Below are 17799 nucleotides of genomic sequence, written 5' to 3' on the forward strand. Positions count from 1 at the left end.
AAGGCTTGACTAACGCCTCTCGCCGCATCATTTCGGCGTCGTTCGCACGTGCAGCAGATCCGCTCGCCCGCGCAACTCCACAGGAACTCCCGACCCCAATGCCCAGCGACAGTAGTCGATGGACCGCGCCGCCGATGGCCTGCCGCGAGACCCGCGCCTGATCGCTTGATCCGGCTCGCCCGCGACCGGCCCCGATGGCCCGGTCGAACGAGGTGAGCCCATGACCTTCTCGAATGCCTTTCCACGCCTGCGCGTCGCCGTGGCGCCCGTGCGGACCCTCAGCTTCCGCCGCGCGGATGGCTCCAAGCTCGTGCGCGTCAAGGCGCGCCGGCCCAGGACACGGCGTTCCACGCCGGGCGATGCCAGCGTCGCGCTGATCATGGCCGTGATGATGACGCTGGTGTTCGGCCCGGTGATCGGCGTTCACCTGATCGCCGCCTTCGCGGCGGACGTTCCCCCGCAGGAGATGGTGGCCCGGGGCAGCGGAGCGGCACTGCCGCCGGGCTGAGCGTCCGGCCGTATCCCTTCTCTTGCTGGGGGGCGGCCCCTTGCTCAGGCCCGCGCCGCCTCCAGCTCCGCCGAGAGAGCGGCCTCGGCCGCCATGATCTTGCGGACCGCCGGACGGGCATTGATGCGGGCGAGGTAGGCCATGATCGCGGGCTCTTCCGGCACCAGCTTGAAGCTCGTGGTCCAGCTGAGCGCGGCGCCCCAGAGCACATCGGCGGCGGAGTGCCGGTCGCCGAGGAGGTAGGGACCCGGCGTCAGGGCCTCCACCACCGTCCCCAGCACCGCGTCGAAGTCGCCGTAGGGCGACATCGCCCTCGGACCGGGCTCGCGCTGAAGTGCCCGGTCGACCACTGCCGGCTCGAAGGTCGAGCCATAGAAGACCATCCAGCGCAGGTACGGCCCGCGCAGCGGGTCGCCGATGGGCGGAGCGAGGCCCCGTTCGGGAAACAGGTCGGCCAGGTAGAGGTAGATCGCCGCCTGCTCGGTGATCAGCGCCTCGCCGTGGCGCAGGGCCGGCACCTTCCCCAGGGGATTGATCCGCAGGTAATCGGGCTCCCGCCCCCGTCCCGACGGCAGGTCCAGAACGTCCAGCGTGTGCGGCGCGGCGAGTTCCTCGAGCAGGATGCGCACGCCGGAGGATCGCGTCTGGGGGGCGTGGTAGAGCGTGAGATCGGGTTCCAAGCGGCAGACCTTCCGGGTGAATCGGTCGGCGCAGGCTCTGCGCCGGGACCGCTTAGGTCAACCGTTCGAACCAGTGCCCGATGCGGCGCCGGGCCCGGGAGGGTGCGGGTCTGCGCTCGCCTGAGGTCGCGCACGCCCGCTATCAGACTAATATCCAGGCTTGCCCGCGTCCCATTCTCGTCGGTGAGCACCGATTCGGTTCGTTCCCGGCGATTCAGCGCGAGAGGGTTCTCAACCGGTCCGCCGGACATCCGTGTGTCGGCCGCTCGCTCAACCCGATCTGCGTGCCTCGACCGCCTCGGCGAGGAGACAGAGGATCTCGAAGGCAAGAGTCGCCCCCGCGAGCGCCGTCACACCGGAGGGATCAAGGGGCGGTGCGACCTCGACCACATCGGCACCCACGAGATCCAGGCCGCGCAGGGACCGCACGATCTGCAGCGCCTCGCGCGCCGTGAAGCCCCCCATCTCCGGCGTGCCGGTGCCGGGCGCATAGGCGGGATCGAGGGCGTCGATGTCGAAGCTCAGGTAGGCCGGCAAGGGGCCTATCACGGCGCGGGCCTCGGCCAGGACCGCTGGCAGGCCGCGATCGATCACCGCCTCCATCGGCAGGATGCGTACGCCCTGGGCCAGGGCCCAGTCGAGCTCGTCCGCCGAATCAGTACTGCCGCGCAGGCCGATCTGCACCATCCGGCGGGGATCGAGGACGCCGTCCTCGATGGCGCGGCGGAACGGGGTGCCGTGGGTCAGGCGCGTGCCGTCGTACTGCGCGTCATCGGTGTCGCCGTGGGCATCGATGTGGATCAGGCCGACGGGACGCGCTCCTCCGAGGGCCCGGAGCACCGGGTAGGTGACGAAGTGGTCGCCCCCGACCGAGAGCGGAACGATCCGGGCATCCGCCAGGGGCCGGTAGAAGGCCTCGATGGCCCGGGCCGTGGCGGCCACGTCGACGGGATTGACGGGAACGTCGCCGAGATCGGCGCAGGCCGCGAGGTCGTAGGGTGCCACGCCGGTAGCGGCGTTCCGGGCGCGGGTGCCGGTGGAGGCCTCGCGCACGCCGCGCGGACCGAGCCGCGCGCCGGGCCGGTTGGTGGTCGCGCCGTCGAAGGGAATGCCGATGAGGCCGATCTCGATTCGCCCCGGAGCTTCGGACGGGTCGATCACGGGCAGGCGCATGAAACTGGCGAGCCCCGAGAATCGCGGGGTCGCCATGCCCGATTGGGGTCGATGCCCCGCGATCCGCGCTCGATCCGCCTCGCTCCGCATCCGCTCTCCTCTCGCGCCCGGGTGGCGCGTCGACAGCCCCCCTGGGCGCCGAACCGACGACGGCACGATGACGTTCCGTTGACGGATCGGCAACGCGTGGCTATAGAGCCCACATCGCCGACGGACGCGCACTCCGCGATCGTCGGCTTCGCCATTGCCCGAACAACCTGCACGCGATCCACCGACACTCAAGCCCGCGGGCCCGTCGCGATCGCCTCAAACGTGACGAGGATGCCCCATGGCCAACACCGTGTCGGCCAAGAAAATGACCCGCAAGATTGCGAAGCGCACCGCGGTCAACCGCTCGCGTCGCAGCCGTATGCGCACCTTCGTCCGCAAGGTCGAGGAGGCCATCGCCGCCGGTGATCAGTCCAACGCGCTGACCGCCCTCCGCGCCGCCGAGCCCGAGATCATGCGGGCCGCCCAGCACGGCATCGTGCACAAGAACAACGCCTCCCGGAAGGTCTCGCGCCTCGCCGCGCGGGTGAAGGCGCTCGCAGCCTAAGCCATCCTTCCAGCAGAGACGCGAAAAAGCCCGGCAGCGATGCCGGGCTTTTTTCGTCTCGACTTCTGCGACAGGGGGGTCGGGGCGCGGACATCCGCTGGCTTCTGCGGCCCTTGCGCGGAGCACGCGCCCGCCGCGACCGAGACCATGCGAGACGACGCCCCTTACACTCCCGAATCAGGACAGATCCGGTGACACGGCGTTAACGCTAACTGAAATCTGTCTTGTTGCGACCTGTCGAGGGCGAGTGTAGCTTAACGATGTGTCACGATGAACCAACAAATACCCGGTTACGGCGAGTCCAGGGCGAATCGTACACAAGGTGGGAGCGTCGCCTGGACTCGGCACCGGAACCCCGCGTCGGAATTGCTGCAATTTTAGCTATCCCCGTAAGTCCCGTTGTTAGGAGAACCGTAGCTTATTGTTGATAGGCTTGCTTCATCGACAAAAGCCTTCCCGGGGGCAGTTGACTCTGGTCCGGCAATATGGGTCTCGCGAATGCCTCGCGGGGCGCAACGTCAGTCAAGTGTGCGTACGTACCGGTGGCGGCCCTCCGCTCTCGGGACGAGGAGAGCGATGATGCATGTCGACGGTAGCGTGTCCGGCAATGCCGAGATGGGCATGAGCGGCGTGAGCGGTCCCGATACGGTGGCTGCCTGGGCCCGGGTGAAGCGGCGCCTGCGGGCGGAATTGGGCGAGGATGTGTTCGCGAGCTGGTTCGCCCGCCTCGAACTGGTGGAGGTCCTGGACGGAACCGCCCGCCTCACGGTGCCCACCCGATTTCTCAAGAGCTGGATCGAATCCCACTACCTCGACCGGGTGCTGAACACCTTCCGCAGCGAGGTCGAGACCGTGTCGCGCCTCGACGTCTCGGTACGGGGTCCCTCCGCCGCGGCCCGCCCCGTTCCCAGCGTCCCGAAGACGGCGAGCAGCGCCGCGAGCCCCCTCGCCCGCCTCCAGGCCGCCGGCTCGGCGATGCCGTCGCACGGGGACGGCCTGAACGTCTCCGAGGGCGAGTCGGCCCAGGCCCCGCGTGGCGAGGCCGGCGGCGACCTCAACGGCGCCCCCCTCGACAACCGCCTGACCTTCGCGAGCTTCGTCGTCGGCCGTTCGAACGCCCTGGCCCACGCCGCCGCTGAGCGCGTCGCCCGCCACGACGGCCAGGGTGCCCTCTACAACCCGCTCTACTTCCATGCCGGCGTCGGCCTGGGCAAGACCCACCTCCTCCACGGCATCGGCCATGCCGCCCGGGAATCCGGCCGCCGGGTGATCTACCTCACCGCCGACCGCTTCATGTACGGCTTCGTCAACGCGCTGAAGACCCAGAACGCGCTGGCCTTCAAGGAGCGCCTGCGCGCCATCGACCTCCTCATCCTCGACGACGTCCAGTTCATCCAGGGCAAGTCGATCCAGGCCGAGTTCGGCCACACCATCAACGCGTTGATCGATGCTGGCCGCCAGGTGGTCGTCGCCTCGGACCGTCCGCCCACCGAGCTCGAAGCCCTGGAGGAGCGCGTGCGCTCGCGCCTGGCCGGTGGCCTCGTGGTGGAGATCGGCAGCCTCGACGAGCAGCTGCGCGCCTCGATCCTCTCGGCGCGCCTGGCTGCGGTGCAGGTCTCGCATCCGAACTTCGAGGTGTCCCCGACGGTGGCCACCTACGTCGCCCGGGCGATCACGGCCAATGGTCGCGATCTCGAAGGCGCCGTGAACCGGCTCCTGGCCCACGCCACCCTCACGGGCACGGCCGTGACCATGGAGACCGCCGAAACCGCGATCCGCGATCTCGTGAAGAACCGCGAGCCCAAGCGCATCAAGATCGAGGACATCCAGAAGCTGGTGGCCTCGCGCTACAACGTCTCGCGCTCCGACATCCTGTCCGAGCGGCGCACCGCCGCCGTGGTCAAGCCGCGCCAGATCGCGATGTACCTGTCGAAGGTGCTCACCCTGCGCTCGCTGCCCGAGATCGGCCGCCGCTTCGGCGGGCGCGACCACACCACCGTGCTGCACGCCGTGCGCAAGATCGACAAGCTGATCGGCGAGGACAACGTTCTGAACGACGAGGTCGAGCTCCTGAAGCGCATGCTGCAGGATTAAGCGCGCCGGGGTGTCGCGCCGTTGTGCGACGCCCCGAAACATCCGCGGATAGCCGGCCTCTCGCACTTGCGTTCGCCCGGAGGCTTCGCCAAGTTCGACAACCACGGTGCCAGGGCGCACGTGGAACCGGAGCGCTTCGATCGCGCCCGTTCCGGCGACGTCCGACGAGAGACCACGAGTTCAGACCATGAGAGTCACTGTCGAGCGTGCGGCCCTTCTTCGGTCGCTCGGCCACGTGCACCGCGTGGTGGAGCGCCGCAATACCATCCCGATCCTGTCCAACGTCCTCCTCCGCTGCGACGCGGGCAGCCTGGAGCTGCGGGCGACCGACCTCGACATCGAGGTGACGGAGACCATTCCGGCCGACGTTGTGGATGCCGGCGCCACCACGGTGCCCGCCCACGTCATCTACGACATCGTGCGTAAGCTGCCGGACGGCGCCCAGGTCTCGCTCGAGACCAGCGGCGAGACCGGGCAGATGACCATCCGTTCGGGGCGTTCGCGCTTCTCGCTCGGCGCCCTGCCCGAGGGGGATTTCCCCGATCTCGCGGCCGGCGAGCTGCCGACCCGCTTTGTGATCGCGGCCTCCGACCTGAAGCGCCTGATCGAGAAGACGCAGTTCGCGATCTCGACGGAAGAGACGCGCTACTATCTCAACGGCATCTATCTCCACACCATCGAGGTCGATGGGACCCTGCGCATGCGCGGCGTCGCCACCGACGGGCACCGCCTCGCCCGCGTCGAGATCGAGGCGCCCGAGGGCAGCCGCGACATGCCGGGGATCATCGTGCCCCGCAAGGCGGTGGCCGAGATCATCAAGCTGGTGGAGGATGGCGGCGAGAGCGTCGAGATCGACCTGTCGCCGGCCAAGATCCGCTTCAAGTTCGCCAGCGGCGTGGTGCTGATCTCGAAGCTGATCGACGGGACCTTCCCGGATTACCAGCGCGTGATCCCGTCGGGCAACGACAAGTTCCTCACCGTCGAGCGCGACGTCTTCGCCAAGGCCGTCGATCGCGTCTCGACGATCTCGTCGGAGCGCGGCCGGGCGGTGAAGCTCGCCGTGCAGGAGGGCCGCCTCGCCCTCTCGGTGAACAACCCCGATTCCGGCAGCGCCACCGAGGAACTCGACGTCGATTACGACGCCCCCGCCCTCGATATCGGCTTCAACGCCCGCTACCTCCTCGACATCACGAGTCAGCTCGAAGGCGACACCGCCCTCTTCAAGCTGGCCGATCCGGGCTCCCCGACCCTGATCCAGGACCGCGAGGGCGCCGCCGCCCTCTACGTGCTGATGCCGATGCGGGTGTGATCGCCGCTCGTGGCGTCGCGGTGCGAGACAGGCCGCGGGTGATCGGCTAAGGGCAGGCGGGTGCGTCTCACCCGTCTGATCTGCCGCGACTTCCGGAACCACGCCGACCTCGACCTCGCGGTCGACCGTCGCTTCGTCGCCCTGGTGGGCGAGAACGGGGCCGGCAAGACCAACCTTTTGGAAGCGATCTCGCTGTTCTCGCCGGGACGCGGCCTGCGCCGCGCCGACCTCTCGGCGATGCCGCGGACCGGCGGGCCGGGCGGCTTCGCCGTGTCCATGACCCTGGCGGGGGACGAGACCGAGCATCGGATCGGCACCGGCTACGAACCGCCCGGCCTCGACGGCCGCGCCGCCCGCCTGTGCCGGATCGACGGGGCCACCGCGCCCTCGCCCGTGGCCTTCTCGGAGTTCCTCCGGGTGGTCTGGCTGACCCCGGATCTCGACGGTCTGTTTCGCGGCCCAGCCGGTGACCGGCGCCGCTTTCTCGACCGCCTCGTCCTCGCGGTGGACGCGAGCCACGGCGCCCGCGTCAACGCGATGGAGCGCGCCCTGCGCTCGCGCAACCGCCTGCTCGACGAGCGGCCCAACGATGGCCAATGGCTCGACGCGATCGAGCGCGAGGTGGCCGAGCTCGGCGTCGCCGTGGCGCTGGCCCGGCGCGAGACTGCGGAGCGTCTGGATCGGCTCATCGCCGAGACCCGTGACGATGCCCAGCCCTTTCCCTGGGCCGGCCTGCGCCTGGAAGGCGACCTCGACGACCTCGTGGCGGTCTGGCCCGCGATCGAGGCCGAGGACCGCTTCCGCATGGCCCTGCGCCAGGGCCGCAGCCGCGACCGCGCCGCCGGCCGGACCCTGAGCGGACCGCAGACCAGCGACCTCGTGGTCCGCCACGGCCCGAAGGACGTGCCCGCCGCCACCGCCTCCACCGGCGAGCAGAAGGCACTCCTCATCGGCCTCGTCCTCGCCCATGCCCGCCTGGTCCAGGCCATGAGCGGTCTGGCGCCCGTGATCCTGCTCGACGAGGTCGCGGCCCATCTCGATCCGCGCCGGCGCGCCGGGCTCTTCGATGCCCTCGAAGCCCTGCAGGGGCAGGTCTGGATGACGGGGGCCGACCCGGCCCTCTTCGGCGAGCTGGACGGGCGGGCCGATATGGTCAAGGTCGCGGACGGGCGGATCGCGTCGAACTGATTGCCCAATGGTGTCGGAGCGTCAGACGAGAATCCCCGAACTGTCGGTCTGCGAAAAGTCGTGGCCGATGAACTCCTGTGCGAGGGCCCGGCGCACCGCTTCGGTCTGGCTCGTCTTGGCCAAGTCGTCACCTTCTCGGCGAGGCGATTGACCTCCTCGCTTCGGATGGTCAGAGGCATTATGCCGATCCCCGGATCGACGCGTCACCCGTGTAGACGCGTCGAGCGTCTTGCCGACACATCGGCGCCGCAAGCGGCCCGCCCGCTCACCATCAGGCCAGGATGCCCATGACAAGCCGCCTCGACGAGGCTCGCGCCGCGTTGAAGACCACCTTCGGCTACGACGATTTCCGGCCGGGCCAGGACGAGGTGATCGGCGCCGTCCTCGACGGGACCGACGTGTTCGCCGTGATGCCCACGGGCTCCGGCAAGTCGATGACCTACCAGTTGCCGGCGCTCGTCGAATCGTCGCTGACCGTCGTGGTCTCGCCGCTGATCGCCCTGATGCACGACCAGGTGCAGCAGATGCTCGGCTTCGGTGTGGCCGCCGCGACGCTGAACTCGTCCGTCGCCGAGGCGACCTCCCGTGAGACCTGGCGGCAGATCCGCTCCGGCGACCTGCGCCTGCTCTTCGTCTCGCCCGAGCGGCTGATGATGGAGGGGCTCATGGATGCCCTGCGGGGCGCCGGCGTGCGCCGGCTCGCCGTGGACGAGGCGCACTGCGTCTCGCAATGGGGTCACGACTTCCGTCCGGAATACCGGGACCTCGCCCGGGCCCGCGAGGCCCTGGGCAACGTCCAGACCGTGGCGCTCACCGCCACTGCCGACAAGGCGACCCGGGCCGACATCACCGAGCGGCTGTTCCCGGCGGGTCGCGAACTCAAGGCCTTCGTCCATTCCTTCGACCGGCCGAACATCCGCTTGACCTTCACGCCGAAGGACAACCCCACCCGCCAGATCGAGCGCTTCCTGCGCCACCGGCGCGCCGAGAGCGGAATCATCTACTGCTCGTCCCGCAAGCGCACCGAGCAACTGGCCGAGACCCTGGCCAAGGACGGCTTCAACGCCCTGCCCTACCATGCCGGCCTCGACCAGGGCACGCGCATGCGGAACCAGGACACCTTCCTGCAGGAGGACGGCGTGGTGATGACCGCCACGGTGGCCTTCGGCATGGGCATCAACAAGCCCGACGTGCGCTTCGTCTGCCATGCCGACATGCCCTCCAACGTCGAGGGCTACTACCAGGAGATCGGCCGCGCCGGCCGCGACGGCCTGCCCGCCGACACCCTGACCATCTACGGCCTGGACGACATGGCCCTGCGCCGCCGCCAGATCGACGAGAAGGACGTGCCGGACGAGCGCCGGCGCGTGGAGCGGCGCAAGCTGGAAGCCATGATCGCGCTCTGCGAAGGGGCCACCTGCAGGCGCCAGTCGCTGCTCGGCTATTTCGGCGAGGCGAGCGAACCCTGCGGGCGCTGCGACCTCTGCCGCAGCGGCGTCTCGCTCATCGACGCGACGGTGCCGGCCCAGAAGCTGCTCTCGGCCATCGTGCGCACCGGCCAGCGCTTCGGCGCCGCCTATGTCTGCGACGTGGTGCACGGGAAGGAATCCGACACGATCCGGCGTAACGGCCACGCGGCGTTGAAGACCTTCGGGGTCGGTGCCGACAAGCCCATCGCCGCTTGGCGCGCGATGCTGCGCCAGCTCTTCGCCGCCGGGGCCGTGACCGAGAACGGCGACGGGTTCGGCGGGCTCTCGCTCACCGACAAGGGCGAGGCGATCCTGTTCGGCCGCGAGGCCATCCAGATGCGGCCCGACCCCGAGCCGAAGGTGGCCGAGCCGCGCGACCGCAAGCGCGGGGCGGCCCGCGAGGACGCGAGCCTGGATCTCGATCCCGCCACCGAGGCCCTGTTCCAGCACCTGCGCGGCCTGCGCGCCACCATCGCCCGGGCCGAGGGCATCGCCGCCTTCATGGTCTTCCCCGACCGGACCCTGATCGAGATGGCGCGCACCAAGCCCGTCGACCTCTACGCCCTGCGCACGGTCCACGGAGTCGGCGAGCGCAAGCGCGAGGCCTACGGCGAGCGCTTCGTCGCGGCGGTGGCGGATTTCCTGTCCCACGCGCCGGCCGCCCGGTAGGACGGGCGGTCGGGGCGCCCCGACGGCGCCCGGATGCGCTTTCGCACTCGTCTATCCGGATCGCCATCGTGTAGGGACGGGCGCGGCCAGCGGCCGCCAGCTTCGAATCGGACGGGTCCCCATCATCACGCCTTCAGAACCGCCCGCACCGGCTGCCCGTCAGGTCTTCTACATGCCGGGCTTCGATCCCCGCGAACCCGAGACCTATTGGGGTCTGTTCCGGCGGGAAGCCCGGCTCACGGCCGTCCGGCGCGGACTGGCGATCACGGTGGGCGATCCGGAGCGGAGCGCGGACGGGCTGGCCGTCGACTGGCGCGTGGATCTCGACGGACACACGACGCACTACACCCTCCTGCGTTGGGACGACATCGTCGCGGCCCGGTTCCCCCGCACCAACGGACGCCGCCTGCTCGAGGTGCCGGCCCTGTGGTGGCGCCTGATCCGGTCGGGCTACGTCGCTCCCTTCCGGCGTGAGGCCCGGCGCTTCGCCCGGGTCATCGTCGGCGTCCACCTGATCTACCTGTTCCTCGTCGTCCTGAGCCTCGGCCTCGCGTCGGCTGCCGTCGCCCTGGTGCCTGGCCTGTCCGGGATCTGGGGGCTCCTGGCGGTGCCCGTGCTGGCCTACGGGCTCCTCGCGCTGCTCATACGGGCGACCCGCGGCAAGCCGTTCTACGTGGCGCATCTCGTCGACGACACCGCCTTCACCCACGATCACGCCAGCGGCGCCGACACCCGGATGCGCGCCCGGCTCGACGCCTTCGCGTCGATCATCCGGGGCGCGGAGGGCCAGGCCTCCGAGATCGTGGTCATCGGCCATTCCTCGTCGAGCTTCCTCGGTCTCGAGGCGCTCGACCGGGTGCTCGTCGCCGATCCCGAATTCGGCCGGCGCGGTACGCCGGTCTCCTTCGTGAGCATCGGCAGCGTCATCCCGTGGATCACCCTCGATCCCCGCGCCACCGAGACCCGTGGCGCCCTCGCCCGGGTGGCGGCGAGCGACGCGATCCGCTGGCTCGACGTCCGGGCCAAGTGGGACTGGCTCTCGGTCCACCAGCGCAATCCGCTCAGCGCCTCGAAGCTTCCGGCGCCCCTGGCCCATCGCCCCGTCGAGATTCACGTCCGGATCGAGGATCTGATCGAGACGCGCATCATCGCCCGGCGCAAGTGGAACCTGTTCCGGATGCACTTCCAGCTGCTCATGTCGAGCCGCGACCCGGAGGCCTTCGACTACGTCGCCTTCGTGGCCGGCCCCGAACCCGTCCATGCGCTGATCCGGCGGTGGCGCGACGTGAAGGAGCAGCCCAAGGGGCGTTTCATCGCCGAAAGCCCGGAGGATTAGGGCCGCGGATCGCGCTCGCGCCACGATCGCGTGTTGCCACGGCGCGGCGTTCCGCTTTAGAGCCGTCACGCACGGCCGGACCCGGACGGGGGCGGTGCCGAGAGGGTCGCATGTTCCGCAACGATGTTCCGATCACCCCCGAACTGGTCCGCCAGCACGGCCTGACGCCGGACGAGTACGCGCGCTTCCGTGGCCTGATCGGGCGCGACCCGACCCTGACCGAGCTCGGCATCGTCTCGGCGATGTGGAACGAGCACTGCTCCTACAAGTCGTCCCGCAAGCACCTGCGCGGCCTGCCGACCTCGGCGCCCTGGGTGATCCAGGGCCCGGGTGAGAACGCCGGCGTGATCGACATCGGCGACGGGCTCGCCTGCGTCTTCAAGATGGAGAGCCACAACCACCCGAGCTTCATCGAGCCCTACCAGGGCGCGACGACCGGCGTCGGCGGCATCCTGCGCGACGTGTTCACCATGGGCGCGCGTCCGATCGCCGCCCTGAACGCCCTCCGCTTCGGCTCGCCGGATCATCCGCGCACCCGCCACCTCGTCTCCGGCGTCGTCGCGGGCATCGGCGGCTACGGCAATTCCTTCGGCGTGCCGACGGTGGGCGGCGCCATGGGCTTCCACCCGCGCTACGACGGCAACATCCTCGTCAACGCCATGGCGGTGGGTCTCGCCCGCACCGACGGCATCTTCTACGCGGCCGCCACCGGCGTGGGGAACCCGATCGTCTATCTCGGCTCGAAGACCGGCCGCGACGGCATCCACGGCGCCACCATGGCGTCGGCGGAGTTCGACGACGCCTCCGAGTCGAAGCGTCCCACGGTGCAGGTCGGCGACCCCTTCGCCGAGAAGCTGCTGCTGGAGGCCTGCCTCGAGCTGATGGCCTCGGGCGCCGTGATCGCGATTCAGGACATGGGGGCCGCCGGCCTCACCTGCTCGGCCGTCGAGATGGGCGCCAAGGGCGACCTCGGCGTCGAGCTCCATATCGAGAAGGTGCCGGCCCGCGAGGCCGGCATGACCGCCTACGAGATGATGCTCTCCGAGAGCCAGGAGCGCATGCTCATGGTGCTCAAGCCCGGCATGGAGGCCGAGGCGGAGGCGATCTTCGTGAAGTGGGGCCTCGATTTCGCGATCATCGGGCACACCACCGACACGCTCCGCTTCGTCGTGAAGCACGACGGCGTCGTCATGGCCGACCTGCCGATCAAGGAGCTCGGCGACGAGGCGCCCCTCTACGACCGGCCCCACATCGCCAACACGCACCAGCCGGTGCTCGCCGCCGCCGACGTGCCCGAGACCGTGGGCAGCGCCGAGGCCCTGAAGCGCCTGGTGGGCTCGCCCGACCTCTCGTCGAAGCGCTGGGTCTACGAGCAGTACGACCACTTCATCGGCGGCAACACGGTGCAGAAGCCGGGCGGCGACGCCGCGATCGTGCGGGTCGAGGACGGTCCGCGCGGTCTCGCCATGACCGCCGACGTCACCCCGCGCTACTGCGAGGCCGATCCGGTGGAGGGCGGCAAGCAGGCCGTGGCCGAGGCCTGGCGCAACATCACGGCGGTCGGCGGACGGCCGTTGGCCATCACCGACAACCTGAACTTCGGCAACCCGGAGAAGCCCGAGGTGATGGGCCAACTCGTCGGCTGCCTGAAGGGCATCGGCGAGGCCTGCAAGGCCCTCGACTTCCCCGTCGTCTCCGGCAACGTCTCGCTCTACAACGAGACCAACGGCGTCGGCATCCTGCCGACCCCCACCATCGGCGGCGTCGGCGTCCTCGACGACGTCACGCGCCACGCCACCCTCGACCTCAAGCGCGCCGGCGACGTCCTGGTGCTGATCGGCGAGACCGCCGGCTGGCTGGGCCAGTCGGTCTACCTCTCGGTCATCGCCGGACGCGAGGAGGGAGCCCCGCCCCCGGTCGACCTCGCCGTGGAGCGCCGCAACGGCGATTTCGTGCGCGGCCTGATTACGTCGGGTCTCGTCGACACGGTCCACGACCTGTCCGACGGCGGCCTCGCCGTGGCGCTGGCCGAGATGGCGATGGCGGGCGGCATCGGCGCCGCCCTCCCCGAGGTGCCCCAGGGCCTGGCGACCCATGCCTACCTGTTCGGCGAGGACCAGGCCCGATACCTCCTGGCCGTCGACCCCGAGACCGCACCGGACCTGCTCTACAGCGCCTCGGCCCAGGGCATCCCGGCGGCCGTGATCGGCGTGACGGGCAACGACCATTTGACCCTGCCGCACGGCGAGACCATATCGTTGGCCACCTTGCGCGAGACCCACGAGGGCTGGCTGCCGGCCTACATGGCGAGCCAACCGGCGGGCGTCCCGGCCTGAAGCCCCCCTTTCCGACCGTCAGGAGCCAACCCGATGCCGATGGATGCGCGCGAGATCGAGGCGATGATCCGTGAGGCGCTGCCCGACGCCCGGATCGAGATCAAGGATCTGGCCGGCGACGGAGACCACTACGCCGCCACGGTCCTGTCCACGGCCTTCAAGGGCAAGACCCGTGTCGCGCAGCACCAGATGGTCTACGGCGCGCTGCAGGGCCGGATGGGGGGCGTGCTGCACGCCCTTGCGCTCACCACGGGCATCCCGCAGGATTGAGGTCTCCCTGGAGGCGGACCGTATGGACCAGCCGAGCCTCTACGACGACGACATCGTGACCTGGGCCGAGCAGCAGGCCTCGACCCTGCGTTCTCTCGCGCGTCGGCCGGACCTGTCGAACATCCTGGATTGGGAGAACGTCGCCGAGGAGATCGAGAGCGTGGGTCGATCCCAGGTTCAGGCCGTGGAGAGCCTGCTGGCACAGACTTTGGCGCATCTGCTGAAGCGGTTGTCCGCGCCGGACGCGGCAGCCCTCGACCACTGGTACCAGGAAGCCGGGACGTTCCAGATCACGGCGATGAATCGATACGAGCGCTCCATGCGGCAACGCCTGGACTGGGATAAGATCTGGTCATCTGCGCAGGCCCTGGCGAAGTTGAGCCTGAGGCGCTACGGCGATACCTTGATTCCGAACCTGCCGGCGCAATGCCCTCTCGGTCCGGACGAACTTCTCGTGCTTCCGTGTGATCTGGATGCGGCACTGCGGCGGATCGCAGGATCGACGGCCTTGAAATCCGCGCCGGAATCCTGAACTCAAGCGCGAGCTTCCACGACCCGAGACGAACGAGGACTCCCATGAGCGACGTCAACACCGCGATCGAGAACGAGATCAAGTCCCAGGACGTGGTCGTCTTCATGAAGGGCACGCCGCAGTTTCCGATGTGCGGTTTCTCGGGCCAGGTCGTCCAGATCCTCAATTACCTGGAAGTGCCGTTCAAGGGCGTCAACGTCCTCGACGACGCGGCGGTCCGGGACGGGATCAAGGCCTTCTCCAACTGGCCGACCATTCCGCAGATCTACGTGAAGGGCGAGTTCGTCGGCGGCTGCGACATCACCCGCGAGATGTTCCAGTCGGGCGAGCTGCAGCAGTTCCTGTCCGAGAAGGGCATCCCCGTGAAGGCTCCGACCGCCGCCTGAGGCGCGCGTCGGCCCTGGGGAACGGAACGAGGGCGCGCGAGCGCCCTTTTTCCTGTTCCGGGGGGCCTTCACCGAACCTCCCCCCGTGTCCGACCGTTGATCTTCGGACAGGTCAGGCCGGGGAGCGGGCGATATGCGCGACGTCATCATCGTCGGCGGCGGCCCGGCGGGCCTCAACGCTGCGCTCATCCTCGGGCGCTGCCGCCGCGACGTGCTCCTCTGCGATTCCGGCCAGCCCCGCAACGCGGTCACGCCGCGGAGCTGGGGGGTCTTCACCCGAGACGGCACGCCGCCCTTGGAGCTAAGGGCCCGGGCCGAGGCCGATCTGGACCGCTATCCCACGGTGGAGCGCCGCGCAGTCGAGGTCACCCAGGCCCGGGGCTGCGACGAAGGCTTCTGCGTCACCCTGGCCGACGGCAGCCACGAGACGACGCGCAAGCTGGTGTTAGCGACGGGCCTGCATCAGGCCCTGCCCTCGGTGGAGGGCTTCGACCTCTACTGGGGCCACGGGGTCCATTCCTGCCCCTATTGCGACGGCTACGAGAATCGAGACCGGCCCCTCATCGTCTATGCCCATGGCGAAGCGGCCAAGGGCATGGCCCTCGAGTTGACCGTCTGGAGCGACGACGTCACCCTCTGCACCGATGCGCAGCCGACCGTTCTCTCCGACCACGATCGCGCGCGTCTCGCCCGCCATGGCGTCCGCATCGTCGAGACGCCGATCCGGCGCCTCGACGGCGACGGCCGCCAGCCGCAGCGCCTCACCTTCGCGGACGGCACCAGCCTGCCCTGCCACGCGGTGTTCCTGATGACGATGCCGTGCGAGCCGTCCGACCTCATCACGCAGCTCGGCTGCGACCTGACCCGAAAGGGCGTGGTGCCGACGGGCGAGTACGAGACCACCAACGTGCCCGGCCTGTTCGTCGCCGGGGACGCCTCCCGCCGGGTGCAATTCGCCGTGGTCGCCGCCGCCGAGGGGGCCATGGCGGCCTTCGCGGTCAACACCGAGCTACTGCGCGAAGACGTCGCCTGACCGACGTCGCCGGAGCGGAGTGCCGCTCCCCCGTTCAAGCCCCTGCCGAGTCCGGAGCCCGACCCGATGACCCTGCGCGTCCATCCGCACACGCCCCGCGTTGCCGTTCCCTGCCGCTGCGCACTCGGCGAGGAAGCGGCCTGGGACGCCCGCTCGGGCACGCTCAGCTGGGTCGACGTCGAGACGCCGACGATCTGGCGCTACGACCCCGCGAGCGGGGCGACGCAGCGCTATCCGCAGGACGAGAAGCTTGGATTCGCGCTTCTCACGGAAGATCCCGGCACGGTGCTCGCCGGCTTCGAATCCGGCGTCGTGCGGCTTCACTTGGAGAGCGGCCGTCGGGATCCGCTGGTGGCGCCCGACGATCATCGCTCGGGCAACCGGCTCAACAGCGGCCATGTCGGACCGGATGGCGCCCTCTACTTCAGCACCATGGACGACGCCGAGGCGGAGCCCACCGGCACCTTCCACCGCTGGCACGGTGGGCGCCTCGATGCCTTCGGAGGGCGGGTCGCCGTGTCGAACGGACCGGTGATGACGGCCGACGGCAGCCGGATCTACACCGCGGATACCGCCGAAGGGGTGATCCGGGTCCATCCCATCGCGGAGGACCGCATCGGACCGCCCCAGCCCTTCGCGGCCTTCGAAGCCGATTGGGGCAAGCCGGACGGCCTGACGGTCGATGCCGCTGGGTATCTCTGGGTCTGCCATTACGGCGGATCGCGCATCACCCGCTTCGATCCGGAGGGGCAGATCGAGCGCGTGCTGCCGGTGCCCACCGCGCTCGTCACCAAATGCGCCTTCGGCGGCCCGGATCTGACGACCCTGTTCATCACCACCGCCCTGCGCGGGCGCGACCCGGCCGACGACCCGCTGGCCGGCCACCTCCTCACCGTCGAGACCGACATCCGGGGCCTTCCCGCGGCGATCTACCAGGATGCGCGAACACTGTAATCAGGTGCGCTGCCGCACCGCGTTAACCTTCGGTCCGGCGCAGAGGTGAATTAACGGTAAATAATCGTGGGCTTTCGGAACTTATTGCCGCTGTCCCCATTATCTGCCAATGACGGGTCCTGAGGCTCCCTCCGGGGGCCCTTCAGGACCTCGGGTCCGGTGACCGCCATGCCAGTGTTCGAAGCCAAGAACCTCGATTCCGACTTCGAAGGCCTCGCCTTCCTGACCGCCATCCTGCATCCGTCGGCGGAAGCGCAGACGCGGGCACTGACCCACGGGCGCAACCGCGCCGCGCGGGGGTCGATGATCGCGGATCCCCTGACGATCGAGCCCCGCTTCCCCGTGCGGAACGCCGAGACCGAGATCGAGGCCCAGGCGTCCTGATCGCGGTTCGTCAGGTCGGCCGAGCTCGACCCGGACTCACCACGTCTGGGGCGTGATGATGCCCTGCTTGGTGACGACGACCCAGCTCTTGCCCCGCCGTTCGATGCCCTCGATGCGTCCGACACCCGGAACGGTGTCGCCCGGGCCGACCTCCACGAGGCGGCGTTTGCGATCCTCCAGGACCGCCACCCCATCGTAGACCTCCCGCACCGCCCAGCCCTCGGCGGGTGACGGTTTCGGCTTGTCCGGAAGCGCGCCCGTTTCGGTGGGCTCGGGGGCGGCAGATTTGGCGGCCTGGGGCGCGACGACGGGCGGCGGAGCCGGGGCCGCCGTGCGCTTCTCGATCTGCAGGGTGAGGGCGGCGAGGCGGGCGCTCTGGTCCTTCTCCGCCTGCTCGAGGCGGTCACCGGTGGCGGCGAGCTTCGTGGCGAGGCCCTGCTCCGCGCGGCCGAGGCGCTCGGCGAGGTTCGTATGGCGCGCCTTGGCCTCCTGGCGGCCGGCCTCCGCAATGTCCTGAAGTTGTGCGAGGCCCTTGGCCAGGCGCTCGACCTGCCGCTCGGATTCGGTGCGGCCGATCTCCATCTGGTGGCGAATCTGCGCCAGGGTCTCGCTGCCGTCCGCCCCGCGCGGGGCTGCGAGGCTCATCGCGCCGGCCCCCATGAGGGCACCGAGCCCGAGGCTTGCCGCGGCGATGGCAAGGAGACGCGGCTCGGGGCGGAGCTTCGCGGTCCAGGGGGCGCCGCCGGCGACGGACGGCGCAGCGGCCTTCTCGGCCGAGGCGCGGGCGCCGAGGATCGCTTGCTTGAGAAGGGTGTCGGGCGAGGGGTCGGCCGATGCCGCGAGGGCCTTATCCGTCATGACCAATGCTTCCTGATGGGGCAGG

The 17799-nt window shown here is 69.8% G+C and carries 17 protein-coding genes; 14 read left to right on the forward strand and 3 right to left on the reverse strand.

The genetic code is table 11. The features are described 5' to 3' along the window. The first annotated feature begins 220 nt into the window (after nt 1-220). Entirely contained in the window at nt 221-508 is a 288-nt protein-coding gene (locus tag ASG51_RS10765; RefSeq protein ID WP_244480013.1) for a hypothetical protein, read from the forward strand. 44 nt (nt 509-552) lie between these two features. On the opposite strand, the gene ASG51_RS10770 is transcribed toward ASG51_RS10765, so the two are convergent. Beyond that, nucleotides 553-1188, reverse strand: a complete 636-nt coding sequence (locus tag ASG51_RS10770; RefSeq protein ID WP_056380719.1) for a glutathione S-transferase family protein — start codon at nt 1186-1188, stop codon at nt 553-555. 270 nt (nt 1189-1458) lie between these two features. Then, nucleotides 1459-2397, reverse strand: a complete 939-nt coding sequence (speB, locus tag ASG51_RS10775; protein WP_347379733.1) for an agmatinase — start codon at nt 2395-2397, stop codon at nt 1459-1461. Between the two features lie 292 nt (nt 2398-2689). Here speB and rpsT point away from each other — a divergent pair, with 292 nt between their 5' ends. From rpsT to ASG51_RS10840, 13 genes are all read left to right on the forward strand, one after another. Beyond that, entirely contained in the window at nt 2690-2956 is a 267-nt protein-coding gene (gene rpsT, locus ASG51_RS10780) for a 30S ribosomal protein S20 (RefSeq protein WP_055951936.1), read from the forward strand. Between the two features lie 579 nt (nt 2957-3535). Continuing rightward, entirely contained in the window at nt 3536-5050 is a 1515-nt protein-coding gene (dnaA, locus tag ASG51_RS10785; protein WP_056223003.1) for a chromosomal replication initiator protein DnaA, read from the forward strand. Nucleotides 5051-5237: 187 nt separating this feature from the next. After that, on the forward strand, nt 5238-6359 hold the full coding sequence (gene dnaN, locus ASG51_RS10790; protein WP_056222704.1) for a DNA polymerase III subunit beta: 1122 nt from the start codon (nt 5238-5240) through the stop codon (nt 6357-6359). 60 nt (nt 6360-6419) lie between these two features. Then, nucleotides 6420-7547 (forward strand): DNA replication/repair protein RecF, encoded by a 1128-nt coding sequence (gene recF, locus ASG51_RS10795; RefSeq protein ID WP_056274775.1) that lies wholly within the window; start codon nt 6420-6422, stop codon nt 7545-7547. Between the two features lie 287 nt (nt 7548-7834). Further along, on the forward strand, nt 7835-9685 hold the full coding sequence (recQ, locus tag ASG51_RS10800) for a DNA helicase RecQ (protein ID WP_056380723.1): 1851 nt from the start codon (nt 7835-7837) through the stop codon (nt 9683-9685). 172 nt (nt 9686-9857) lie between these two features. After that, complete coding sequence (locus ASG51_RS10805) at nt 9858-11021, forward strand: hypothetical protein (RefSeq protein ID WP_056380724.1); 1164 nt, start codon at nt 9858-9860, stop codon at nt 11019-11021. A gap of 110 nt (nt 11022-11131) precedes the next feature. After that, nucleotides 11132-13357 carry a phosphoribosylformylglycinamidine synthase subunit PurL gene (purL, locus tag ASG51_RS10810; protein ID WP_056380726.1) on the forward strand — a complete coding sequence of 742 codons (2226 nt, stop codon included), beginning with the start codon at nt 11132-11134 and terminating at the stop codon, nt 13355-13357. Between the two features lie 33 nt (nt 13358-13390). Beyond that, nucleotides 13391-13627, forward strand: coding sequence for a BolA family transcriptional regulator (locus tag ASG51_RS10815; RefSeq protein ID WP_056380728.1), 237 nt, complete (start codon nt 13391-13393; stop codon nt 13625-13627). Nucleotides 13628-13649: 22 nt separating this feature from the next. Further along, entirely contained in the window at nt 13650-14159 is a 510-nt protein-coding gene (locus ASG51_RS10820) for a DUF29 domain-containing protein (RefSeq protein ID WP_056380731.1), read from the forward strand. Nucleotides 14160-14203: 44 nt separating this feature from the next. Next, complete coding sequence (gene grxD, locus ASG51_RS10825; protein WP_056222726.1) at nt 14204-14545, forward strand: Grx4 family monothiol glutaredoxin; 342 nt, start codon at nt 14204-14206, stop codon at nt 14543-14545. A gap of 133 nt (nt 14546-14678) precedes the next feature. Further along, complete coding sequence (locus tag ASG51_RS10830; RefSeq protein WP_056380734.1) at nt 14679-15578, forward strand: NAD(P)/FAD-dependent oxidoreductase; 900 nt, start codon at nt 14679-14681, stop codon at nt 15576-15578. A gap of 66 nt (nt 15579-15644) precedes the next feature. Further along, on the forward strand, nt 15645-16532 hold the full coding sequence (locus ASG51_RS10835) for an SMP-30/gluconolactonase/LRE family protein (protein WP_056380736.1): 888 nt from the start codon (nt 15645-15647) through the stop codon (nt 16530-16532). Between the two features lie 168 nt (nt 16533-16700). Next, a complete protein-coding gene (locus ASG51_RS10840; protein ID WP_056380854.1) occupies nt 16701-16916 on the forward strand; it encodes a hypothetical protein in 216 nt (71 codons plus the stop codon). A 36-nt stretch (nt 16917-16952) separates the two neighbouring features. Here ASG51_RS10840 and ASG51_RS10845 read toward each other — a convergent pair whose 3' ends face one another. Then, nucleotides 16953-17774: a hypothetical protein gene (locus ASG51_RS10845; protein ID WP_056380738.1), complete on the reverse strand. Its 822-nt coding sequence runs from the start codon at nt 17772-17774 to the stop codon at nt 16953-16955. Between the last annotated feature and the right edge of the window lie 25 nt (nt 17775-17799).

It is taken from the genome of Methylobacterium sp. Leaf465 (assembly GCF_001424705.1).
Taxonomy (GTDB): Bacteria; Pseudomonadota; Alphaproteobacteria; order Rhizobiales; family Beijerinckiaceae; genus Methylobacterium.